This window comes from Streptomyces sp. NPDC031497 (assembly GCF_055580905.1).
This window is the reverse complement of record NZ_JBVIKO010000002.1, coordinates 118,110-139,821: the sequence shown is the minus strand read 5'-3', so window position 1 is coordinate 139,821 and position 21,712 is coordinate 118,110. Positions and strand designations below refer to the sequence as shown.

Genomic DNA, 21,712 nt, shown 5'->3' with positions numbered 1-21,712 from the left:
GGACCCGGTGAGGGCCGCTGTGAAGGACACCGCGAAGGGCACCGTAATGGAGTCGGCCAAGGACCAGGGGAGGGACTCGGGGAACGGCCCGGGTAATGGCCTGGCGAACAGCCCGGGGAACGGCCTGGGGAGGGACTCGGGGAATGGCCTCGGGAACAGCCCGACGAGGGACTCCGGGAAAGGTTCGGCGTCGGGGAATGGCCTCGGGAACAGCCCGACGAGGGACTCCGGGAAAGGTTCGGCGAAGGGCTCGGGGAAGGGCTCCGCGTCGGACTGCGTGCAGGAGGCCGCGAACGCCCCCGGGGCGCGCCTCGCGAAGGACTCCGTACCGGACGGGCCCCGGGCCCGGCGGGACGGGACCGGCACGGAGCCCGCCGACCCGGCCGAGGGCGCAGCCGCCGAGACCGAGACCGTGCCGCACGCGCGCGTGCAGGAGCAGCGAGAGCAGCGAGAGCAACGCGAGCAGCGGGAACAGCGGGAACAGCGGGAACAGCGGGAACAGCGGGAACAGCGGGAGCAACGCGAGCAGCGGGAGCCGGGCGAGGACGACCCGGGAGCCGCCGACGACGTCTGGGACGACGGCCTCATCGCCCGCCGGGTCAGCGAGACCGCGAAACCGGCCGTCCCCGTCCTGGAGACCCGGGGTCCGGGCGCCCCGCCCCCCGCCCCGCTGGCGTACGACGGACAGCTGCGCTCCCGCCTCGACGCGCTGCGCGAACTCGTCGGCCTCTCCCGTACCCGACTCGACAGCCAGACCCTCTCCGAGGCCGGCCGGGTCCTGGACGAGGCCGCCGCCCGGCGCCGGCTCTCCGGCCAGCACACCGTCGTCGCCATCGCAGGCGCCACCGGAAGCGGCAAGTCGCAGCTGTTCAACGCGCTCGCCGGAGTCGCCATCTCGGAGACCGGCGTACGGCGTCCCACCACCGCCGCGCCCATCGCGTGCAGCTGGAGCGACGGCGGCGCGGCCCTCATCGACCGGCTCGGCATCCCGGGCCGGCTGCGCCGCCGCCCCGTGCACAACCCGGAGGCGGACGCGCAACTGCGCGGGCTGGTCCTGATCGACCTGCCCGACCACGACTCGGCCGTGGTCCAGCACCGCGACCACGTCGACCGGATCCTGAAGCTGGTGGACGCGGTGATCTGGGTCGTCGACCCCGAGAAGTACGCCGACGCGGTGCTCCACGAGCGTTATCTGCGGCCCCTGTCCGGTCACGCGGAGGTCATGTTCATCGTCCTCAACCAGACCGACCGGCTCCCCGGCGAGGCCGCCGACCTGGTCCTCGACGATCTGCGCCGGGTCCTCGACGAGGACGGCGTCGCGCTCGGCGAGTACGGCGAACCGGGCGCCACCGTGCTCGCGCTGTCCGCGCTCACCGGGGACGGCGTCGGCGAACTGCGCGAAAGCCTCGGCCAGTTCGTCTCCGAGCGGGGCGCGGCGGCCCGCCGGGTCGCCGCCGACGTGGACGCCGCCGCGGCCCGGCTGCGGCACGTCTACGCCACCGGGCGCCGCGCCGGGCTCAGCGAGGAGGCGCGCGACGACTTCGCCGCGCGACTGGCCGACGCCGTGGGTGCCACCGCCGCCGGCGAGGCCGCCGAACGGGCCTGGCTGCGCAACGCCAACCGGGCCTGCGGCACGCCCTGGTTGCGGCTGTGGCGCTGGTACCAGGGGCGCGGCGAGCAGCCCACGGGACGCCTCCAGCAGGCCCAGCCGGAGGAGGAGGCCACCGCGCGGCAGCGCGTCGAGCAGGCGGTGCGCACGGTCTGCGACCGGGCCTCGGCCGGACTGCCCGCGCCCTGGGCGCAGGCGGTGCGGGAGGCGGCCGTACGCGGCTCGCAGGGCCTGTCGGAGGCTCTCGACGACCTGGCCGCACAGGCCGGACTGCCTCCGGGGCGACCGCCGCGGCCGGGCTGGTGGCCGGTGGCGGTGCTCGCGCAGGCCGCCATGACGCTCCTCCAGGTGGTCGGCGGGCTGTGGCTGGTGGGGCAGATCACCGGGGTGATGGCGCCCAACCTGGGCGTGCCGGTGCTGCTGATGGTCGCCGGGATCGTCGGCGGGCCGCTGGTCGAGTGGGGCTGCCGGCTGGCGGCACGGGGACCGGCCCGGCGGTACGGCCTGGAGGCCGAGCGCCGCCTGCGGGAAGCGGCGGCCGGGTGCGGCCGGGCCCGGGTACTGGACCCGGTGGCGGCGGAACTGCTGCGCTACCGGGAGGTACGGGAGCAGTACGGCCGGGTGACGCGGGCGGGAGCCGGGGTGGGGTGACGCCGGCGGGAAGATGGGTGTCGCGAGCCCCGTGGCGAGGCCGGGCGGTGTGGTGAGGCCCGCCACGGGCGGCGGAGAGGCGAGGCCCACCACGGGGGTCGCAGTGGTGAGGCCCACCGCCGGGGTCGGAGGTGTGGTGGGGCCTGGGGAGTGGTGGGGCCTGCGGCCGGGGTCGGGGGTGTGCTGATGTCGGTGGGGCCTGGGGAGTGGTGGGGCCTGCGACCGGGGTCGGGGGTGTGCTGATGTCGGCGGGGCCTGGGGAGCGGTGAGGTCTGTGGCCGGGGTCGCAGGGTGTGGTGATGTCGGTGGGGCCCGGAGAGTGGTGAGGCCCGTGGCCGGGGTCGCAGGGTGTGGTGACGTCTGCGGGAGCCGGGCGGGGTGAGGTCCGCCGTGGGGGAGGTGGGTCACTCGTCCGGGCGGTGGGGTTTTCCACAGGCCGCCGGTGGTCCACAGCGCCCGGCGGGTCCGGCCCGGCCACGGCAGTCTGGTCCCGCGGCGATCGCCACGAGGGCGGCCGCCGCGGTGGACACAGCCGTACGGGACGCGCCCGTACGCGGATCCGCCCCGGCCCCGGCGGCCGGGCGTGGGAGGGGTTCGTGATGAACGAGACGTTGGTCTGCGCGGTGGGCAACGTGGCGACGCAGCCGGTCTACCGGGAGCTGGCGGCGGGACCGTCGGCGCGTTTCCGGCTGGCGGTGACCTCGCGCTACTGGGACCGCGAGAAGAGCACCTGGACGGACGGCCACACCAACTTCTTCACGGTGTGGGCCAACCGGCAGCTCGCCACCAACGCGGCGGCCTCGCTGTCCGTCGGCGACCCGGTCGTCGTGCAGGGGAGGCTGAAGGTGCGCACCGAGACCCGGGAGGGCCAGCAGTGGACCTCCGCCGACATCGACGCGGTGGCGATCGGCCACGACCTCGCCCGCGGTACGGCGGCCTTCCGGCGGGCCGGGAAGCCGGAGACGGCTGCACCGGCACCACCCCGGCCGGAGCCGGACTGGGAGACACCGGCGGAGTCCCCCGACACCGCCGTGCAACAGCAGCCGGAACCGGTGGCGGTGACGTGAAGTCGCTCCGGACGGCACGCCGTTCGCCACGGCCTGACCGAACTGCGGCCGATTGATCGCCTCTTGACGCTCTATCGGCGGGTGCACTGCGAAGTGCCCACCGCGACGACCTGGTGGATTTGTCGATAGGCGCTGCTCATTCGGCGTCCCGCGATAACGATTACGGATCGGATCGCTCATCCGACCATCTCACCGGGAATGGGCGGTCCGACTGATCCATAGGATGCCGGGCGTGGCCCCTGGGGCCGCTGATTCTGCTGGTGGGACCACCCCCCGCGTTCAAGGGGTCCTGCTCGAAGGGGAATTCTGTGCTCGCTGCGTTCTCTGGTTCCTCGGCGCCCGGTGCGTCCGCCAGGCACTCCGGTACGCCCGTGTCCGCGAGAGGCGTGACCCGCCTCGCCGCCGCGGCACTGACGTCCGGGCTGGTGGCCGCCGTCGCGCTGACCGGTGCCGGCCGGGCCGCGGCCGACGACGGCACCACCCAGAGCCAGAGCGGGGCGACGGCGACCATAGGCGGCCTGAAGACCTACGGCGAGGCCGTCGTGCACGGCGACAGCGGTGACGAGCAGGTGGCCGCGGGCCTGTTCGAGATGTCCGTGGACGGCGGCGGCATGCTCCAGACGTACTGCGTCGACCTCCACAACCCCACCCAGCGGGACGCCAAGTACCACGAGGCGGCCTGGAGCGGCACCTCGCTGGGCGCCAACAAGAACGCCGGCAAGATCCGCTGGATCCTGCAGAACTCCTACCCGCAGGTCAACGACCTCGCCGCGCTCGCCCGCAAGGCCGGAGCCGGCAGCCTCACCGAGCAGGACGCGGCGGCGGGCACCCAGGTGGCGATCTGGCGATACTCCGACCCGGACGCCGGTGCGGACGTCGACGCCGTCGACCCGCAGGCCGAGAAGCTCGCCGACTACCTGGAGAAGAACGCCCACGGCCAGACCGAGCCGCAGGCCTCGCTGACCCTGGACCCGCCCGCGGTCTCCGGCCGGCCGGGCGGCCTGCTCGGCCCGGTCACGGTCCACACCAACGCGCGCACCGTCACCGTGGTCCCGCCCGCCGACGCGGCCCTGACCGGCGTACGGATCACCGACAAGACCGGCAAGCCGGTCACCACGGCGCAGGACGGCACCCAGCTGTACTTCAAGGTCCCCGACGACGCCACGGACGCGTCCGCCGAACTCGCCGTCCAGGCGTCGACCACCGTCCCGGTCGGCCGCGCCTTCACCTCCGAGAGCCGCAGTCAGACCCAGATCCTGGCCGGCTCCAGCGAGTCCACGGTCGCCGCGACCGCGAACGCGACCTGGGCGGAGCAGGGCGCGATACCGGCGCTGTCGGCCGAGAAGAACTGCGCCGCGGGCGGCGTGGACATCACCGCGGCCAACACCGGCGACCAGCCGTTCACCTTCGAGCTGATGGGCACCGAGCACACCATCCCCGCGAACACCTCGCGGACGGTGACCATCCCGCTCCAGGAGGACCAGGTCTACGACTTCACGATCACCGGCGCCAACAGCCTCGAACGGCGCTTCACCGGCGTCTTCGACTGCAAGACCCAGGCCGTCGAGAGCGGCCTCACCACCCAGACCCTCAGCGAGCCCAGCCCCGCCTCGGTGGGCGGCACCGCGTCCGACGTCAACCTCGCCGCGACCGGCGGCGACTCCGCGACCGGCGTGATCACGGGCGTCGCCATCGGCCTGGTGGTGATCGGCGGCGCGGTCCTGGTGATCCTCCGCCGCCGCGAGAACCCGACGGGCGACTGACCCCCGCCGAAAGGCCCCGCAGGGCAGTATGGCTCCATGACCAAGCCACCCCGCGCCGCCGCCTCCGACTCGGTGCTGTCCCTGTGGTCGCAGGACTCGGTGCTGTCGATCGGCTCGGTGGGATCCGTACTGTCCATCGGGTCGGTCGGCTCGGCCCTGTCCGTCGGCTCGATCGGCAGCGCCCTCTCGGTCGGTTCGATCGGCTCGGCGCTGTCCCTGATCTCGGCCGGCTCATGGCTGAGCACGGGATCCCTCCTGTCGGCGCAGTCCCGCTGGTCGGTCCTGTCCTGGCGCTCCTCGCACGCCCTCCGCGCGGCCGGAGTCGCAGGAGCTCTGACGGCAACGGCCCTGCTCCTGCACCGCACCCTCCAGTCCCCTTCCGTTTCCGGCCCCACCGACCGCCCCTGACTCCCGCCCCCCACCACCACAGAGGATGAGGCCACGGGTTCAAATCCTGTCGGCCCCACCCACGAGAAGACCCCCGGTCCCCAAGACCGGGGGTCCTTGGCTTTCGCCGATGGTGCGCCAGAGGGAACCCGCGTTCACACGGTCACGGGCACCGGGTGGATCTCGTCGGCCCGATGACCGGCACGTTCGTGGATACGCTGGACCGCATCGGCCGAGGGGGCCTCAGAGAGGCAGTAGACCGTGCCGGACTCCGGGTCCGCCCAGGCTTTCTCGAAGTGGACGCCTTCTTCCTGTTCAATGGCAAGATCGGCCCCGTGGGCCTGCTTCAGCTGGTCGGCCGTGATGCCGTTCATCCCGTGGTGGACGTCCATGAACTGGGGCATGACTTCGCGCCTCCATCCAGCTCTCGTGCCCCGGCGAATTGCCGAGTCGCACTCGTCGGCTCCGTCATTTCCATCCTGTGCCCGTGCGGCCATGACGGCGACTGTGCAGGCCCTGGCCAGCGGGTTGCCGGCGAGGTGCACCAGAGGGGAGAGGCGTCCCAGGACTACCGGCATCCCGGCGCCGAGGACCTGTACGAGATGCTCTGGCTGATGGGGGAACACCTTGCCGCCGGCGCGCCCATCCCGGCTCTGCCTCACGAGGCCGACCGACGGTGACCGGCGGTGACAGACGAGCCGCAGTCGCCGCCAGTAAAGCCGCAGGTCAGCGGCGCCAGACCAAACGGGTTAACACCCAAGGCTGGACGTCAGGCAAGATGGGGTGTATCTGCCCACTGCCAGTTTCAAGCTGCCGGACGGTTTCTCTTGGCTGAGTTCATTTACACCATGCGCAAGGCGCGCAAAGCGCACGGCGACAAGGTGATCCTCGACAACGTCACCCTGAGCTTCCTGCCGGGGGCGAAGATCGGCGTTGTCGGTCCGAACGGCGCCGGCAAGTCGACCGTGCTGAAGATCATGGCGGGGCTGGAGCAGCCGTCCAACGGCGACGCCTTCATCTCGCCCGGTTACAGCGTCGGCATCCTGATGCAGGAGCCCACCCTCACCGAGGACAAGACCGTCCTGGAGAACGTCCAGGAGGGTGTCGCCGAGGTCAAGGGCAAGCTCGACCGGTTCAACGAGATCGCCGAGCTGATGGCGACCGACTACTCGGACGCGCTGCTCGACGAGATGGGCAAGCTCCAGGAGGAGCTGGACCACGCCAACGCCTGGGACCTCGACGCCCAGCTGGAGCAGGCCATGGACGCCCTGGGCTGCCCGCCCGGCGACTGGCCCGTCACCAACCTCTCCGGTGGTGAGCGGCGCCGCGTGGCCCTGTGCAAGCTCCTCCTCGAGTCCCCCGACCTGCTGCTCCTCGACGAGCCCACCAACCACCTCGACGCCGAGTCGGTGAACTGGCTGGAGCAGCACCTCGCCAAGTACGCCGGAACCGTGGTCGCGATCACTCACGACCGGTACTTCCTGGACAACGTCGCCGAGTGGATCCTCGAGCTCGACCGCGGCCGCGCCTACCCCTACGAGGGCAACTACTCCACGTACCTGGAGACCAAGGCGACCCGTCTCAAGGTCGAGGGCCAGAAGGACGCCAAGCGGCAGAAGCGCCTCAAGGAAGAGCTGGAGTGGGTGCGCTCCAACGCCAAGGGGCGGCAGGCCAAGTCCAAGGCCCGTCTCGCGCGGTACGAGGAGATGGCCGCCGAGGCCGACAAGATGCGGAAGCTGGACTTCGAGGAGATCCAGATCCCGCCGGGCCCGCGGCTGGGCAGCGTGGTCGTGGAGGTCGACAAGCTCAACAAGGCCTTCGGTGAGAAGGTCCTGGTCGACGGGCTGAGCTTCACTCTGCCGCGCAACGGCATCGTCGGCGTGATCGGCCCGAACGGCGCCGGCAAGACCACGCTCTTCAAGATGATCCAGGGCCTGGAGACGCCGGACGCCGGTGACATCAAGGTCGGCGAGACCGTCAAGATCTCCTACGTCGACCAGAGCCGCGCCAACCTCGACCCGAAGAAGACGCTGTGGGAGGTCGTGTCCGACGGCCTCGACTACATCAACGTCGGCCAGGTCGAGATGCCCAGCCGGGCCTATGTGTCCGCGTTCGGCTTCAAGGGCCCGGACCAGCAGAAGCCGACCGCCGTCCTCTCCGGCGGTGAGCGCAACCGCCTCAACCTCGCGCTCACCCTCAAGCAGGGCGGCAACCTGCTGCTCCTCGACGAGCCGACCAACGACCTCGACGTCGAGACCCTCTCCAGCCTGGAGAACGCGCTCCTGGAGTTCCCGGGCTGCGCCGTGGTCGTCTCCCACGACCGCTGGTTCCTGGACCGGGTCGCCACCCACATCCTCGCCTACGAGGGCGAGTCCAAGTGGTTCTGGTTCGAGGGCAACTTCGAGTCGTACGAGAAGAACAAGATCGAGCGGCTCGGCCCGGACGCCGCCCGTCCGCACCGCGCCACCTACAAGAAGCTGACCCGGGGCTGATCGGACTTGCGTCACCACTACCGCTGCCCCCTGCGCTGGTCCGACATGGACGCGTACGGTCATGTCAACAACGCGGTCTTCATCCGCTACCTGGAGGAAGCCCGCATCGACTTCCTGTTCCGACCGGAAAAGGATTTCAAGCAGGGGTCGGTGGTGGCCCGCCACGAGATCGACTACAAGCGGCAGCTCGTCCACCGGCACCACCCGGTGGACATCGAGCTGTGGATCACCGAGATCAGGGCCGCCTCCTTCACCATCACCTACGAGGTGAAGGACGACGACCTGATCTACGTACGGGCCTCCACGGTGGTCGTGCCCTTCGACTTCGAGACGGGCCGGCCGCGCAGGATCACCGCCGACGAGCGGGACTTCCTGGAGGAGTACCGGGACGACAAGGAGGAGGCCGTCGCCGCATGACGGTGCTCCATCTCGCCGACGACGGGGAGGCGGCGGATTTCGCGGCCTTCCTCTCCCGGCTGCTCCACTACGACCGTTCGGCCGCGGTACGCCTCCAGGCGGCCGGCACCGCGCTGGCCGTCTTCGGGCGGCCGCCGTCCTTCGAGGTGCTGGCGATCCGCGCGGTGCGGCTCGCCAAGCCGTACGAGGAGGGTCTCGACGTCGCGCTCGATGTGACCGTCTCGGCGGGGGAGTTGCTGGAGTCGGTGGACGAGCGGGCCGCCACGGCCGGAGTACCGGGGGCGGTCACCGGGCCACCGTGGGCGGGCGTGCTGCCGCCGCGCGGTGGCTGGCGGCCGGAGCCGGGCCTGCCCGCGCCGCGGGCGCTGGCGGCCACGGTGGCGGCCGCGGTGGGTGAATTCCGCGCCCGTACGGCGGAGTTGGCACCGGAGGCCCGTACCCGGGCCGAACTCGACCGGATCGGGCGGGACATCTGGTCCCGGCCCGTGGGCGGCACCCGGCTCCCGGTACGGGCCGTGCACGCGGCCCAGTCGCTGCGCTTCCTGCGCCCGGCCGACGAGGCCGAGCTGTTCTCCGCGGGGGCCTGGCTGCGGCTGCGCACGCCGTTCGGGTCGATCGCGGTACGGCGGGCGGGACTCGGGGCGCTGGACGTCAGCGTCCGCTGAGCCGGCACCCGCGGTCAGTCCGGGGCCCCGGGGTCAGTCCGGGGTGTTCACCATCGAGGCGGCCGCGTAGGTGAGGTAGTTCCAGAGGGTCTCCCGGTGTTCCTCGGACAGACCCAGCTCGTCCACGGCCACCCGCATGTGCCGCAGCCAGGCGTCGTGCGCCGCCCGGTCCACGGTGAAGGGGGCGTGCCGCATCCGCAGCCGGGGGTGGCCGCGGTTGTCGCTGTACGTCGTGGGGCCGCCCCAGTACTGGATGAGGAACAGGGTGAGCCGTTCCTCGGCCGGGCCCAGGTCCTCCTCCGGATACATCGGCTTGAGGAGCGGGTCCTCGGCGACACCCTCGTAGAAACGGTGGACCAGCCGACGGAAGGTCTCCTCCCCGCCGACCTGCTCGTAGAAGGTCTTCTCCTGAAGCGTGCCGCGCCGAATCTCTCTCACCCGTACATGGTCTCAGACGCGGTGACCGAGGACTCAAGGCTTAGGACCCGCTGCGGGGGCCGGGTTCTAGTGTGGGCACATGGGCACCCACGACTTCGAGACCCCGGAGATCTCCGCGACCCCGGAGATCTCCGCGACCTCGGGGATCCCGGACATCGAGGGGCTGGCCGCGGTGGCGCGGGGCGAGCTGGTGCGGGAGATCGACGCCGAGGGGGTCTGGACGGCGGAGCCGCTGTGGCGGGAGGCCTTCGAGGCGGTGCCCCGGCATCTGTTCGTGCCGTACTACTACGTCGCCGGGGCACGCGGCTATGAGCGCCGGTGGGGCGAGAGCGCCGATCCCGGGGCCCGGGAACGCTGGGTGCGCGGCGCCTACGAGGACGTTCCGCTGGCCACCCGGCTGCGCGACGGTGAGCTGCTGTCCTCCAGCAGCCAGCCCTCGCTGATGGCGCGGATGCTGGTCGCGCTGCGGGTGTCCGACGGCGACCGGGTGCTGGAGATCGGCGCCGGGACCGGGTACAACGCGGCCCTGCTGGCCCATCGGCTCGGCGACGACGATCTCGTCACCACGGTGGACGTGGATCCGGAGATCACCGAGTCGGCGCGGCTGCATCTGGCCGCGGCCGGTCACCGGCCGGCCGTCGTCACCGGGGACGGGGCGCGGGGGGTGCCAGAGCGGGCGCCGTTCGACCGGATCATCGCGACCTGTGCGCTGCCGAGCGTGCCGCCGGTGTGGGTCGCGCAGTGCGCGGCGGGGGCGCGGATTCTCGCGCCGGTGGCCACGGGACTGCTGGCGCTGGCCGTGCGGGGCGGAGGGTGGGCCGAGGGCCGGTTCCTGCCGTCGGCCGCGTTCTTCGTGCCGTTGCGCGGGGTGGAGCGGGCGGCGCCGGGGGAGGCGGGCGGGGTGCCGTCCTGGGCGCTCGAGGACGAGCTGTTCCGGTTTTTGATGGAGCTGACCCAGGGGGTGCTCAGCCCTCGGGAGGCCTACGAGGTGTGGCAGCGCGCGGGGATGCCCGGGCGCGAGCGGTACGGCGTCACGGTGGAGGGCGACGGGGAGTGGCTGTGGCTGGACGACCGGGAGGGGCCGTGGGTCTGGCCTCTCCCGGTCTGAGCAGTGTTTTTCGGCCGCAGGGCAGTGGGGGCCGGTCGCGCCCCGCGGCAGGGCCGCATATCGACAGGGCCCCGCGCCCCTCAAGGGGCGCTACCGCTCAGCCCCGTCGCACCGTGATCGTCGTCCAGGCCCCCACATGCACCCGGTCCCCGTCCCGCAACGGCACCGGGACGAACGGCTGGATGGGCTCCTCGCCGCCGTTCACCGTCGTGCCGTTCGTCGAGTTCTGGTCGACGACCGCCCAGCTGCCGTCCGGCTGCTGGACCAGGACCGCGTGCTGGTGCGAGACGCCCGGGTCCTCCGGCGGCACCGACAGGTCGATGTCGGGGGTGTCACCGGTGGAGTGCCGGCGGCGGCCGATGGTGACCTGGTTGCCGGCGAGCGTGCGCTGCTGCTCGGGTGAGTACGCGGGCAGGTTGAGGCCGGCCGCCTCCGGGCCCGAGCGCTGCATCATCGCCATGAAGTAATCGCGGTCCGGACCGATCGTCGCCGTCCAGGTCGCCGGGCCCTGCGGGGCCTGCGGGAAGCCGGGACCGGCCGGGGCGGCGGGCTGCGGATAGCCGTAGCCGCCGGAGCGGGCGCCCGCGGCGGCGGGGCCGCCGGGGCCGGCCGCCGGCGGGGAGATCACCCAGTCGTCGTCGGCGCCGCCGAAGGACGGGCCGCCGGCCGGGGGCCTGCCGGTCTCCTGCGGGTAGCCGGGAGGCGCGGGTGGGGCCGACTGCTGGAAGGCCCCGGGAGCGCCACCGGTGGTCCCGCCGGGACCGCCGGGCGGCGGCGGGACCGGCGGCCGGGACGGGTCCCCGCCGCCGAAGGGACCGGCGGCCGGGCCGCCGGAGGGGTCGCGGGTGAAGGGGCCGGAGGCCTGGCCGGGCCCGGGGGCGCCGCCGAACGCGGACGGGCCGCCGGCGTTCTGCCCCGGAGCGCCTCCGAACGACGGGGGCGGAGCCGAAGGACCACGCTCACCACCGAAGGGCGGCGGCCCGGACTGACCGCGGTCGCCGCCGAACCCCGAAGGCCCGGACTGGCCGCGGTCGCCCCCGAAGGCGGGCGGTCCTGACTGGCCGCGCTCGTTGCCGAAGGCCGAGGCTCCGGGCGGCCCGGACTGGCCGCCGCGGTCGCCGCCGAACGCCGGGGGAGCGGGCGGGGCCGAGGGGTCGCCGCCGAACGCCGGGGGTCCTGACTGGCCGCGGTCGCCGCCGAACGCGGGCGGGCCGGACTGGCCGCCGCGGTCGCCGCCGAAGGCCGGGGGTGCCGGGGGGCCCGACGGGCCACCGCCGCGTTCGTTCGCGAACGGGGTCGGGCCCGAGGGCTCGCTGCCGAAGGAGGGGATCGGCTCGGCCGGACGGTTCATCTGGGAGGGACGCGAGCCCTGGTACTCGTACGAGTCGGTGTTGCCGCCGTACGACGGCGGGGTCGGCGGCCGGAAGGTCGGCGCGGCCGGGCCGCCGCCCGCGGGCGGGCGCGGGGCGGCCGGGGTGTACGAGGTGGCCGTGTTGGTCAGGAAGTTCCAGCGGCACTCCTCGCAGAACGGCGCACCGCCCTCCCGGGGCGTACGGCACTGCGGGCACAGCTCCGGCTCGTGCGCGTTCGGCACGGCGGACAGATGCCGGCCTCCACCGGCGGGGCCGCCGGCCGGGGCGCCGGGCACGGGGGGCGGAAAGCCGTAGCCGCCGGCGGTCGGCGGGGGCGGAGGCGGCGGGGGCACGGCACCGGCCATGCGGTGACCGCACACCTCGCACCAGTCGTCGGAACCCGACTGGTGTCCGTTCGGGCAGGTCGGCATGTCGGTGGTTCCCTCTCTGTCAGGTTCGTCCTGAGCCTGTCTGGGTGGCCTGCGTGTGCTGCTAGGTCACTTCTTTACACGAACAGTCTTTGTGGACCGTGTTTCGAGAGTCATCTCGTCGGCCTCCGCAACCTTCGCTTTCAATCGCACAGTACCTGTCGAGGCGTCGACCACGTCCACCACCTTCGCAAGCAGTTTCGCAGTATCCGCGTTCCCGGAGGCGCTGGCGAGCTGAACGGCCCGGCCCAGTTTGGCCGTTGCTCCATCCATATCGCCCGCTTTGCGGAGATCCAGCCCTTGTTGGATGGCTTGTGCCAGTTCGGCCTGGCCGGTGTAGTGGGCGACTTGGGGGTTGATGGAGGTCGAGGCGACCATGTCGTCCGTCCACACCGCCCTGACCAGCCCCTGTGCGCCCAGGTTCTGGACGCTGCCGTCGGACTGCGGGACCACCAAAGACACCCGGGCGGCGAGCATTTCCTGGCCGAGACCGGCCGTCGGGACCTCCACGCAGACGTGGTAGTCCCGGGACTCGTCACCCCAGGAGCCGGTCGGATAGTCCCCGGCACGCGGTCCGGCCTCGGTGCGGCGGTCGGTCAACTCCACGACCGTGGGCGCCACTTGCTTGACGAACTTGATGGTCGTGCCGACCGGAGTCCACAGCCGCAGCGCGACGTCCGCGACCTCCTTGCCCATCGCCGTCTCCATCATCTGCGTGAAGTCCGCGGCCAGACCCGTGGGGTCGGCGACGATGTCGGCGGTGCCGAGGAGCGCGGAGGCTATCCCTGTGACTTCTTTCACTTCCCAGTCGGTTCCCACGCCACGGGCGTCACAGGTGAACCGTCCGGCACAGGAGTCCAGCGCGGCCTTGAGGTCCTCCGGCGACTCGTGCTCGTTGCGGCCGTCGGTCAGCAGGATGCCGTGCCGGATCGCGACGTCCGCCGAGGACAGCAACCGGTCGGCCAGCCGCAGCCAGGTCCCGATCGCCGTGCCGCCGCCCGCGCTCAGCCTGCGCAGCGCCTGCTTGGCCTGGTCCCGGGTGGTGCGGTCGGCCACCGCGAGCCGGCCCTCGCCCGGGTAGACCTCCTTGGCGACGTGCGTGCCGCCGATCACCGCGAAGTGGGTACCGTCGCGCAGGGTGTCGATCGCGGCCGCCGTGGCGTCCCGGGCGTTGCGCATCTTGGTCGGCGGGTAGTCCATCGAGCCCGAGCAGTCGACCATGATCGCCACCCCGGCGGCCGGCCCCTGCCCGGGTGCGTACGACGGCCCGACCACGCTCCCGACGGTGCCACCGCCGGTCGAGGTCACCGTGACGATCGCGTTGACCTCGCGGCCGCCGTCCGGCAGGTACTCGTTCTGGTACACGTCCACCGAGAACTGCGGCACGTTCGACTTCGAGAAATTGGCCATGACTGCTCTGGTCCCCCTCCACCCCACGCGTGGTGGGTGCTGACGATGTGCGGACCGGTCCCCTCCGGTCCGCCGGTGCTTCCCTGTACTGCCCCGTGCCCGCTCCCGAATCCCCGTTTACGGCCGTTTTGCGCGGCCTCAGGCGGATCCTGCCCCCTGCGGCGGCGCCGGGAACGGGAGCAGCGCCACTGTTACGTTGTCGTGGCCCCCGCCGTCCAGGGCGTGGCCGACCAGGACCCGGGCCGCGTGCAGCGGCCGCAGGGCCGCGTCGGCGGGGACGACCTCGGACATCTCCTCGGCCGACTCCGCGTAGTTCCACAGGCCGTCCGTGCACACCACCACCACACCAGGCCGGTCCGGCTTGAAGGAAGCGGTGTGCGGCTCCAGTTCGTAGGCGTCCGCGCCGAGCCAGCCGGTGATCGCGTGCGCGCGCTCGTCGGCGTACGCCTCGGCCTCGCTCATCAGCCCCGCGGCCACCATCTGTGCCGCCCAGGAGTCGTCCTCGGTGAGCCGGGCCGGCGGTGCGCCGCGGTCCACCGGCACCCAGTAGGCGCGGCTGTCGCCGACCCAGCCGACCACCAGCAGCCCCGCGGTGACGATCGAGGCGACGATCGTGCACGCCGGGGCGTTCTGGTGCGGGCTGTGCTCGCGGGCCGCCGGAGGCTCCTCGGCGAGCGCGTTGACGGCCTGGGAGGCGACGACGATCGCCTCGTGCATCGCCGCCTGCGGATGCGTGCCCTGCGGCAGCGCGGCCAGCAGCGCCTCGATCGCGGCCCGGGAGGCGGCCAGCGAGGCCTCGTCGGGGCGGGTCGCCGAGGAGACACCGTCGCAGACGACCGCGAGCACCGCCGGGGTGCCGTCGGGCAGCGCGGTACGGCCGACGGTGAACGCGTCCTCGTTGCGGTGGTGGCGCAGCCCGCGGTCGCTGACGGCGGCCACCGGGCCCGTCTCCTGCTCCATGTGGTCGCGCTCGCGCGGCTGGGCGTGCCCGCAGTTCTCGCAGTAGCCGTCGCCGTCGACCCGGCCCGCCCGGCAGGCCACACAGACCTTCGGCAGCTCGGTGGTCTCGGCGGACTCCGTGTTCTCGGCGGTCCCGGCGGTCCCGGCGGTCTCGGCGGTCTCCGTGGCGGAGGCGGCCACCCGCGGGTCCGGCGCCTGGAGCGCGTAGTCGTCGTCGGGCTCCGGCGGCCGGTCGAAACGCACCCCGGAGGCCGGCGACACCGGCGAGCCGTGCGGCGGCGAACCCGGCAGCGGCTTGCCGCCCGAGTCCGTGCCGGGCAGATCCGTCGGCAGATGCGGAGCCGACGGCGGCCCGGAGTTGTCCGGCTCGGGCGGTGGCCAGGCCACGCCGGAAGCGCCCATGGTGAGGGTCGGGTGGTCCTGCGGCTCGGCGGGCACGGCCGACAGGTCGTACCCGCACGCACCACAGAACAGGTCACCCGATTCGAGCGGCTCCGCGCAGCTCGGGCACTTCGCCGGTGCGGCCTGCTGGGGCATCTGCGACATCAACTACACCCACGTCCGGGGGCGGTAACGGTTGGCCCGTTCCACCAGGTCGATCCTCTCCTCACCGCCGGTCGCCAGTCTGGCCAGCGTGCGGTACGAGCGCTCCAGGCCGAAGCGGAGGCCCCGCTCGTCCAGACCGCTGCCCAGCAGCACCCGGCCACCGCCGCCGGCGGCGGGCTGGGCGTCCTGGCCTCCGGAGAGTATCCAGTCCAGCGCGCAGCCGAGGACTTCCGCCGACAACTGCTCGCGCCGCGCCGGATCCAGACCGTACGCGTCCAGCGCCTCGATCTGCCCGGCGGCGGCCGTCAGGTCGTCCAGGAACGGCGTGTCGTCGGGCGTCGCGGTCCGGTGCCGCAGCCGCGCCCGTACGGCCGCCACCCGGGCCGCCGTGTAGTGGATCGACGCCTCCGGCACCGACTCCAGCGTACGCACCGCACCGCGCCGCTCCCCGGCCGCCAGCTGCACCCGGGCCAGGCCGAAGGCGGAGCTCACGAAGCCCGGGTCGGTCGCCCACACCAGCCGGTAGTACTCGGCCGCGTTGTCCAGCTGCCCGAGCACCTCCGCGCACAGGCCGAGCGCCAGCTTGGGCGCGGTCTCGCCGGGGAAGGCGTCGTAGATCGCGTCGAAGGACAGCGCGGCGCCCTCGAAGTCGCCGGTGACCAGGGCGGCCACACCCCGGTACCAGACCACCCGCCAGTCGTCGGGCCGCTCCTCCTCCAGCTCGCCCAGCGCGGCCAGGGCGGGATCCCGGTCGCCGCTCTCCAGCCGGGCCCGGACCTGGCGCAGCTGGGTCTCCACGGTCTGCGCCGGCGCGGCGGCCAGCGCCCCGAGCAGCTCGCCCGGCGCCGAGGTCATCATCAGGCCCGCCAGGAACCCGGCGTTCGGGTCGCTCTGGTCGACCAGCGGGACCGGCAGGGCGAGTGCGGCGGCCGGCGTGGCGATCGGCCTGACCAGGGCGGGGTCGGCCGGGTCCGGGGCCGCTCCCGACGGGTCCAGCGCGAGCGTTCTGGAGGCCACCGCCCGCCCTCCGAGCCGGGACACGTCCCCGGCCAGCTTCGGGAACAGCTCCGTGTCCGTGACCTTGACCTCGGGCCCGAACAGCGTCGACAGCGCCGGCCGGGCCTTGCCGGTCTGCACCGACACGACCTCGCGCAGCACGCCCGTCAGCTGCTCGGCCATCTCCTGCGCGGAGGCGAACCGGCGGGCCGGGTCGGGATCGGTGGCCCGGACCAGCAGCCGGTAGAACGACTCGTACTGCCGGAACACCTCGATGTTGTCCGGGTCGGGCAGCGAGTCCACGAAGACGGTCGTGTACCCCTGGAAGTCGAAGGTGAGGACCGCGAGGGTGCGGCCGACCGTGTAGAGGTCGGAGGCGACCGACGGACCGACCTCGGCGACCTCCGGGGCCTGGTAGCCGACCGTGCCGTAGATCGCCGACTCGTCGTCGTCCATGCGGCGCACCGCGCCCATGTCGATCAGCTTGAGCTGGTCCTCGGTCTGGATGGCGTTGTCGACCTTGAAGTCGCAGTACAGCAGGTTGCGGCTGTGCAGATGACCGAGGGCTTCGAGCGCCTCGATGCCGTAGGCGCAGGCCTGCTCCACCGGCAGCGGATCCCGGCGGCCCTCCGGGGTACGCCGGTCGTTGGCGATCTCCTTGAGGGACTTGCCGCCGACGTACTCCATGACGATGTAGCCGTCGAGGGAGCCGGTGCGCTGGTCCAGATGCTCCACGAAGTTGTAGATCCGCACGATGTTGGCGTGCTCGATCTCCGCGAGGAACCGCCGCTCGGAGATCGCGGCGGCCATCGCGTCCTGGTCGCCGGTGTCGAGCAGGCCCTTGAGCACCACCCAGCGGTCGGACACCGCCCGGTCCACGGCCAGGTAGATCCAGCCCAGACCACCGTGTGCGATACAGCCCACGACCTCGTACTGGCCGTGCACGACGTCCCCGGCCTTCAGCTTCGGCACGAACGAGTACGGGTTGCCGCACTTCGTGCAGAACCCCTCCGTCCGGCCCGGCCGGTCACCCCGCCCCCGGCCCACCGGCGCCCCGCAGTCCGAGCGCGAGCAGAACCGCTTCCGCTCGGGCACCTCGGGGTTCTCCAGGACCATCTCGCGCGGGTCCGGCTTCGGCACCTGCGGGACCGTGACCAGCCCCGCGCCCAGCCGGCTGCGCGCCGACCCGCTCGCCGACGAACCGGAACTGCGCACCGACACCGAACGGTCCGTCGACTTGCCCGACAGGGACCGCGAGAGCCGCCCGGAGACCGAGCGCCGCGACTTCGACGACTGCGACGACGTACGCGAGCTGCGGCTGCTGGAGCGCGAACTCCCGCTGCTCGCGGAGGACCGGCCGCCGACCGTGATCCCGGTGGGCGGCGAGCCGACCATCCCGCTGGCCGAGACGACCGGGGCCAGACCGCAGGTGTCGCAGTACAGCTCACCGCCGCCGACGTCCTCGTACATCCCCTCGCAGCCCGGCCGCTGGCACGCCTGTCCCGCCTGACTCATGGCTACTGCTCTCCCCTACGATCCTCGGGCCCGCTCTGCTGCGGCACCCGCGGCGCGGCCAGCGCCTCGGCCGCCGCCTGCTGATAGCGCAGCACCGCCTGCTCCGCCACCCGCAGGTCACAGGGCGCGCTCCACAACATCCGCCGGGCCGCGTCGTACCGCTCGATCAGGAACGGATCCTCCGCCAGCCCGTGCCGGGCCACCTTCGCCTTGTACGCGTCCAGCCGGCCGCGCAGCTCCGCGCGTACCGCCAGCGGCGCGGTGACCGCCGTCAACGACTCACGCGCGCGCAGCAGTTCGTCCTCCGCCTTCTGCTCCAGGGACTCCAGGAGCGGCGACAGTCGGTGCCACTGGGCCGTTCTGCGGTACTCGGCGGCCGCCGCCAGCTGCTCCTGGAGCACGGTCGGCGGGCCGCTGACCACCGGCACCTCGGTCGCCGCGATCTTCGCCAGCACCTCGCCGCGCGCGGTGCGCGCCTCGGCGAGGGTGCGATCCGCACGGGACAGCACGTCCCGCAGCCTGATCAGCCGGGCCTCCGCGTCCTGCCGTACCGTCAGCACGGCGTCGATCTCCCGCCGCACCTCCTCCAGCGCCCGCGCCTCCCGGTCGTACACCGTGGTGTCCGGCCGGCCGCCGCCCGGCGCCGAACTCCCCTGCGCCGGAACCCAGAAGCCCAGCGGGTCCGACACGACGTCCTCGCGCAGCTTCGTCAGTATGCGGGTGATCCGCTCCAGGTCGTCACCCGCCGGGTGCTCGCCCGGACGCACCCCGACGGAGTGCGCCAGCTTGCGGGTGCGCTGCAGCTCGGCGGCGAGTAAATCGATCCGCGCGGGCAGCGCCGACCACACCGCGTCGGCGGTGACGACCATGTCCAGCGAGGTCGCGTACAGCTCGTTCATCCGGTCGACCAGGGTCACCAGCGAGAAGCGCTCGCTGAGCCGGCCGGCCGCCGACAGCAGCGTCGGCGCGTTCGCCGTCGCCGTGGCGCTGCCCGCCACCGTCACCGACTCGCCGCGCAGCAGCTCGGTCAGCTCCACCAGGTCCTCCCGGCTGGACCAGCGGCGCCGCGCCCTGATCTCCCGGGCGCTGCGCAACGCGTCCGTGTACGCGTCGAAGTACGCCCACAGCAGGGTGATCGACGCGTCGGCGGTCGTCCACCGCACCCGGGTGGTCCCGGTCAGCTCGGCGCCTTCGAGGAGCCTGCGGCCCGCGTGGTCCTGCAGGGCGAGCAGCGAGGTCTCGATCGCCTCGTGCTCCGCGCCGAGCCGCGCCAGCGCACGGTCCACCTCGTCCCGGTCCATCACCGGCCCGGCGGGGTCCGTGACGCCCATCGATCACCTCTCGCTTGCTTGTCGGGACCGGCCCTCGGATGCGGGTCAGCTTGTGCGCAGGTACTGCGGCACGGGCGGTTTCGACGCCGCCGAGTCCGCTCCCAGTGTCGCCGACAGCCACTTGTCGTACGACGCCTGCCAGCCGTCGTCCCGGTAGTCGACCAGAATGTGATTGACCCGGCGTACCAGATCGGTCGCACCCTGCTTCATCGCCACGCCGTAGTACTCGGTCGTGAAGGCGGCGCCCTTCAGCTCGACCGTCGGATCCTGCGCGGCCTGGCTGGCGGCCAGCGCGCCGTCGGTGACCACCGCGTCGACCTCGCCGAGCTGCAGCCGCACCAGGCAGTCGAGTTGGTTGGCGACGGTGGTGGAGATGTCCGCCGAGGCGGCCAGCTTCCCGGACTTCTTGTCGGCGTCCAGCTTCGTGTACGCCGTCGAACCGGTCGCCGTGCAGATCTTCTTGTGCGCCAGTGTGTCGTTGTAGCCGGTGATCGTCGACGACTTGGGGGCGAGGACCTGCTGCCCCGTCTTGAAGTACGGCGCGGAGAACGCGACATCGTCGAGCCGTTTGCAGTTGATGGTCATCGTGCGGACGACCATGTCGACGCGGCCGTCCTGGATCGCCGTTATCCGCTGGCTGGTCGGGATCGCCTTGAACTGCACCGCGTTCGGGTCGCCGAGGATGTCCTGGGCGATCCGGTGCACCAGGTCGATGTCGAAACCCTCCAGCTCCGCGGCCGAGTTGTTCGGATTGCGGTAGCCCCAGCGGTAACTGTTCTGGTCCACACCGACGATCAGCTTCCGCTTGGCGCCGGTCCGGGCCTTGATGGCGTCGATCGTCGTACCGTCCGCGCTCGACGGCGACCAGGTCTCGTTCTGCGCCTGCGAGTCGACACAGTTGCCGGCCTTCGCCGGGCTGGCGGTGGCCAGTCCCGGACCGCCGAGCCCCTCGCCCGTACCGCTCCCCCCGGCGGACTGGGTGAGAGGCAGCAGCAGGACGAACGCCAGCGCCAGAGCGCAGCCGACCGCCATCGCGCCCACTCCGCCCCAGCCGCGCAGGGAGGCCCGCACCCTCTGCACGAACACCGCCACGCCCCCTCTCACCGGTACTCCGAAAGCCTGCGCCCGATGCCGAACAGTGCGCCCGACGCCGCCGCCACACCCAGCATGGCGGCACCGATCGGCAGCCCGGACATCGCGTCCCGCCCGTCGGTTGCCCGCTCCTGGAACTCGGACTCCTCGTGGGCCAGAGCGTTCTTCAGGTTCGTGTCGACGCTGTCGAAGCACTCGGCGGTCGCGCCGTCGGCGCCGATCACCTTGTCCAGCGCCGCCTGGTAGTCGCCGTTCTCGTCCTCGGCGCGGGCGTCGGCGTGCCGCTCCTTCCACACCTTCATGTTCCCCTCGGCCGCCTGCACGGGCTTGCTGCCCGCCGAGTCGTCGGCGAGCGCCGCGGCCTGGGTGAGGCCCTTGCCGAGGGCGGCCATGTCCTGGTCGAAGTCGTAGTAGTACGCGTCGTACGTCTCGCCGTCGACCGTGACCGTCTCCGCGCCCCGCGCGACCAGGCTGAGGTTCTCGTTCCCGCGGGCCTTCAGGGAGGCGATCCGGGCGTCGTGCAGCACGTTCAGCGAGCGGACGCCGTGGTCGTAGGAGCCGTCCAGGCCGGCGCGGGCGAAGGTGTGGCCGACGACCAGCCACAACAGCGTGACGACGGTGGCCGCGGAGGCCGCCACCAGGCCGTGGTTGAGCAGCCGGTTGGTACGGCGGTAGTGGCGCAACTGGGCCCAGGCGAGCGCGGCGAGGGCGAGGAGGCCGAGGACTATCGCCGCCCACGGGTACGGGGTCGCGTCCGCGTAGTCGGACGACAGCCGCGCGTTCTCCTTCGTGTAGAGATCCTCCGCCGCCGGGAGCATCTCCTTCTGCATCTTCTCGTTCGCGTATCGCAGATAGGCGCCGCCGACCGGGTAGCCCTGCCGGTTGTAGACGCTGGCCCGCTCGACGAGCCCCTTGTACTCAGGGAGCAGCTTGTTCAGTTTCGCCACGGCCGCCTCGGAGGGGGAACCGGGCTCGGAGTTGGCGGCGGCGGTGACGAGTTTGGCGGCGGCGGTCTGGATGTCCTTCTCGTACCGCGCGCGGGAGGCCGCCGTTTCCTGGCCGCCCGCCAGGAAGCCGCTGGAGGCCGCGGTGTTGGCGTCCGCCAGCGAACGGTAGATGTCGGCCGCGCCCGAGCTGAGCGGCTGGCTGCGGTGCAGCACGTCGTCGGCGGCGGCCGCGCGGTCGGTCATCTGCCAGGCGGTGACGGCACCGAAGGCGACGATCAGGACGGCCAGGATCGCGCCGATGAGCCGGAGCCGGCCGGGCTCGGTGGTGACGGCGGCGCGCACCTGCTCGACGCCCTCCGCGAAGGCGCTGCGGCGCGGGGGCGTTGCCTCGGGCGCGGGGGAGCCGGCCCGCTGTGCGGGCAGGGCGGTGCCTGCTCCTGGCGGTGCCGCGCTCTTCGTCGGCGGGTGTGTCACTTGACCTCCCCCATGGTCATCCGGTCGCCGCCCAGTATCGCTGCCCGGACTGACATTCGGCACC

General features: G+C 72.7%; 19 protein-coding genes. 10 read left to right on the top strand and 9 right to left on the bottom strand.

All coding sequences use genetic code 11. The features are described 5' to 3' along the window. Positions 1-277 precede the first annotated feature (277 nt). The 4 genes from ACZ5K7_RS03905 to ACZ5K7_RS03890 all read left to right on the top strand — a co-directional run bounded on the left by ACZ5K7_RS03905 (position 278) and on the right by ACZ5K7_RS03890 (position 5,498). Positions 278-2,260, top strand: coding sequence for a YfjP family GTPase (locus tag ACZ5K7_RS03905; protein WP_468910103.1), 1,983 nt, complete (start codon positions 278-280; stop codon positions 2,258-2,260). 599 nt (positions 2,261-2,859) lie between these two features. After that, on the top strand, positions 2,860-3,327 hold the full coding sequence (locus ACZ5K7_RS03900) for a single-stranded DNA-binding protein (RefSeq protein ID WP_468910100.1): 468 nt from the start codon (positions 2,860-2,862) through the stop codon (positions 3,325-3,327). Positions 3,328-3,698: 371 nt separating this feature from the next. Continuing rightward, positions 3,699-5,090 carry a Cys-Gln thioester bond-forming surface protein gene (locus tag ACZ5K7_RS03895; RefSeq protein WP_468910097.1) on the top strand — a complete coding sequence of 464 codons (1,392 nt, stop codon included), beginning with the start codon at positions 3,699-3,701 and terminating at the stop codon, positions 5,088-5,090. Positions 5,091-5,126: 36 nt separating this feature from the next. Next, positions 5,127-5,498: a hypothetical protein gene (locus ACZ5K7_RS03890; protein ID WP_468910094.1), complete on the top strand. Its 372-nt coding sequence runs from the start codon at positions 5,127-5,129 to the stop codon at positions 5,496-5,498. 134 nt (positions 5,499-5,632) lie between these two features. On the opposite strand, the gene ACZ5K7_RS03885 is transcribed toward ACZ5K7_RS03890, so the two are convergent. Then, complete coding sequence (locus tag ACZ5K7_RS03885; protein WP_351690943.1) at positions 5,633-5,881, bottom strand: SCO4226 family nickel-binding protein; 249 nt, start codon at positions 5,879-5,881, stop codon at positions 5,633-5,635. Positions 5,882-6,016: 135 nt separating this feature from the next. Here ACZ5K7_RS03885 and ACZ5K7_RS03880 point away from each other — a divergent pair, with 135 nt between their 5' ends. The 4 genes from ACZ5K7_RS03880 (at position 6,017) to ACZ5K7_RS03865 (ending at position 9,051) form a co-directional block, all read left to right on the top strand. Beyond that, positions 6,017-6,157 (top strand): hypothetical protein, encoded by a 141-nt coding sequence (locus tag ACZ5K7_RS03880; RefSeq protein WP_468910091.1) that lies wholly within the window; start codon positions 6,017-6,019, stop codon positions 6,155-6,157. 147 nt (positions 6,158-6,304) lie between these two features. Beyond that, the gene (gene ettA / locus ACZ5K7_RS03875; protein ID WP_351690945.1) at positions 6,305-7,969 is read left to right on the top strand and encodes an energy-dependent translational throttle protein EttA; all 1,665 of its coding nucleotides are present in this window, start codon (positions 6,305-6,307) and stop codon (positions 7,967-7,969) included. Between the two features lie 6 nt (positions 7,970-7,975). Continuing rightward, on the top strand, positions 7,976-8,386 hold the full coding sequence (locus ACZ5K7_RS03870) for an acyl-CoA thioesterase (RefSeq protein ID WP_351690947.1): 411 nt from the start codon (positions 7,976-7,978) through the stop codon (positions 8,384-8,386). After that, entirely contained in the window at positions 8,383-9,051 is a 669-nt protein-coding gene (locus ACZ5K7_RS03865; protein WP_351690949.1) for a DUF8010 domain-containing protein, read from the top strand. Before ACZ5K7_RS03870 ends, ACZ5K7_RS03865 begins: the two co-directional genes overlap by 4 nt. Positions 9,052-9,084: 33 nt before the next feature. On the opposite strand, the gene ACZ5K7_RS03860 is transcribed toward ACZ5K7_RS03865, so the two are convergent. Beyond that, a complete protein-coding gene (locus ACZ5K7_RS03860; RefSeq protein ID WP_351690951.1) occupies positions 9,085-9,489 on the bottom strand; it encodes a globin in 405 nt (134 codons plus the stop codon). 79 nt (positions 9,490-9,568) lie between these two features. On the opposite strand from ACZ5K7_RS03860, the gene ACZ5K7_RS03855 reads away from it, so the two are divergent. After that, positions 9,569-10,597, top strand: a complete 1,029-nt coding sequence (locus tag ACZ5K7_RS03855; RefSeq protein ID WP_351690953.1) for a methyltransferase domain-containing protein — start codon at positions 9,569-9,571, stop codon at positions 10,595-10,597. A 97-nt stretch (positions 10,598-10,694) separates the two neighbouring features. Here ACZ5K7_RS03855 and ACZ5K7_RS03850 read toward each other — a convergent pair whose 3' ends face one another. The 4 genes from ACZ5K7_RS03850 to ACZ5K7_RS03835 all read right to left on the bottom strand — a co-directional run bounded on the left by ACZ5K7_RS03850 (position 10,695) and on the right by ACZ5K7_RS03835 (position 17,429). Next, positions 10,695-12,380 carry an FHA domain-containing protein gene (locus ACZ5K7_RS03850; RefSeq protein WP_468910085.1) on the bottom strand — a complete coding sequence of 562 codons (1,686 nt, stop codon included), beginning with the start codon at positions 12,378-12,380 and terminating at the stop codon, positions 10,695-10,697. 66 nt (positions 12,381-12,446) lie between these two features. Further along, on the bottom strand, positions 12,447-13,787 hold the full coding sequence (locus ACZ5K7_RS03845; RefSeq protein WP_351690957.1) for a vWA domain-containing protein: 1,341 nt from the start codon (positions 13,785-13,787) through the stop codon (positions 12,447-12,449). A 138-nt stretch (positions 13,788-13,925) separates the two neighbouring features. Then, complete coding sequence (locus ACZ5K7_RS03840; protein WP_468910081.1) at positions 13,926-15,296, bottom strand: PP2C family serine/threonine-protein phosphatase; 1,371 nt, start codon at positions 15,294-15,296, stop codon at positions 13,926-13,928. Beyond that, positions 15,297-17,429 (bottom strand): serine/threonine-protein kinase, encoded by a 2,133-nt coding sequence (locus ACZ5K7_RS03835; RefSeq protein ID WP_468910078.1) that lies wholly within the window; start codon positions 17,427-17,429, stop codon positions 15,297-15,299. 10 nt (positions 17,430-17,439) lie between these two features. On the opposite strand from ACZ5K7_RS03835, the gene ACZ5K7_RS03830 reads away from it, so the two are divergent. Beyond that, positions 17,440-17,799 carry a hypothetical protein gene (locus tag ACZ5K7_RS03830; RefSeq protein WP_468910075.1) on the top strand — a complete coding sequence of 120 codons (360 nt, stop codon included), beginning with the start codon at positions 17,440-17,442 and terminating at the stop codon, positions 17,797-17,799. A gap of 7 nt (positions 17,800-17,806) precedes the next feature. On the opposite strand, the gene ACZ5K7_RS03825 is transcribed toward ACZ5K7_RS03830, so the two are convergent. The 3 genes from ACZ5K7_RS03825 to ACZ5K7_RS03815 all read right to left on the bottom strand — a co-directional run bounded on the left by ACZ5K7_RS03825 (position 17,807) and on the right by ACZ5K7_RS03815 (position 21,648). After that, positions 17,807-19,135 (bottom strand): hypothetical protein, encoded by a 1,329-nt coding sequence (locus ACZ5K7_RS03825; RefSeq protein WP_468910072.1) that lies wholly within the window; start codon positions 19,133-19,135, stop codon positions 17,807-17,809. A gap of 45 nt (positions 19,136-19,180) precedes the next feature. After that, the gene (locus ACZ5K7_RS03820; RefSeq protein WP_351692791.1) at positions 19,181-20,167 is read right to left on the bottom strand and encodes a glutamate ABC transporter substrate-binding protein; all 987 of its coding nucleotides are present in this window, start codon (positions 20,165-20,167) and stop codon (positions 19,181-19,183) included. 68 nt (positions 20,168-20,235) lie between these two features. Continuing rightward, positions 20,236-21,648, bottom strand: a complete 1,413-nt coding sequence (locus tag ACZ5K7_RS03815; protein ID WP_450971623.1) for a hypothetical protein — start codon at positions 21,646-21,648, stop codon at positions 20,236-20,238. Between the last annotated feature and the right edge of the window lie 64 nt (positions 21,649-21,712).

Bases quoted from the DNA above. Each gene is read 5' to 3' on its own strand.
- ACZ5K7_RS03900 (WP_468910100.1), top strand. From the start codon at position 2,860: ATGAACGAGACGTTGGTCTGCGCGGTGGGCAACGTGGCGACGCAGCCG.
- ACZ5K7_RS03890 (WP_468910094.1), top strand. From the start codon at position 5,127: ATGACCAAGCCACCCCGCGCCGCCGCCTCCGACTCGGTGCTGTCCCTG.
- ACZ5K7_RS03885 (WP_351690943.1), bottom strand. From the start codon at position 5,881: ATGCCCCAGTTCATGGACGTCCACCACGGGATGAACGGCATCACGGCC.
- ACZ5K7_RS03865 (WP_351690949.1), top strand. From the start codon at position 8,383: ATGACGGTGCTCCATCTCGCCGACGACGGGGAGGCGGCGGATTTCGCG.
- ACZ5K7_RS03855 (WP_351690953.1), top strand. From the start codon at position 9,569: ATGGGCACCCACGACTTCGAGACCCCGGAGATCTCCGCGACCCCGGAG.
- ACZ5K7_RS03850 (WP_468910085.1), bottom strand. From the start codon at position 12,380: ATGCCGACCTGCCCGAACGGACACCAGTCGGGTTCCGACGACTGGTGC.
- ACZ5K7_RS03845 (WP_351690957.1), bottom strand. From the start codon at position 13,787: ATGGCCAATTTCTCGAAGTCGAACGTGCCGCAGTTCTCGGTGGACGTG.
- ACZ5K7_RS03825 (WP_468910072.1), bottom strand. From the start codon at position 19,135: ATGGGCGTCACGGACCCCGCCGGGCCGGTGATGGACCGGGACGAGGTG.
- ACZ5K7_RS03820 (WP_351692791.1), bottom strand. From the start codon at position 20,167: ATGGCGGTCGGCTGCGCTCTGGCGCTGGCGTTCGTCCTGCTGCTGCCT.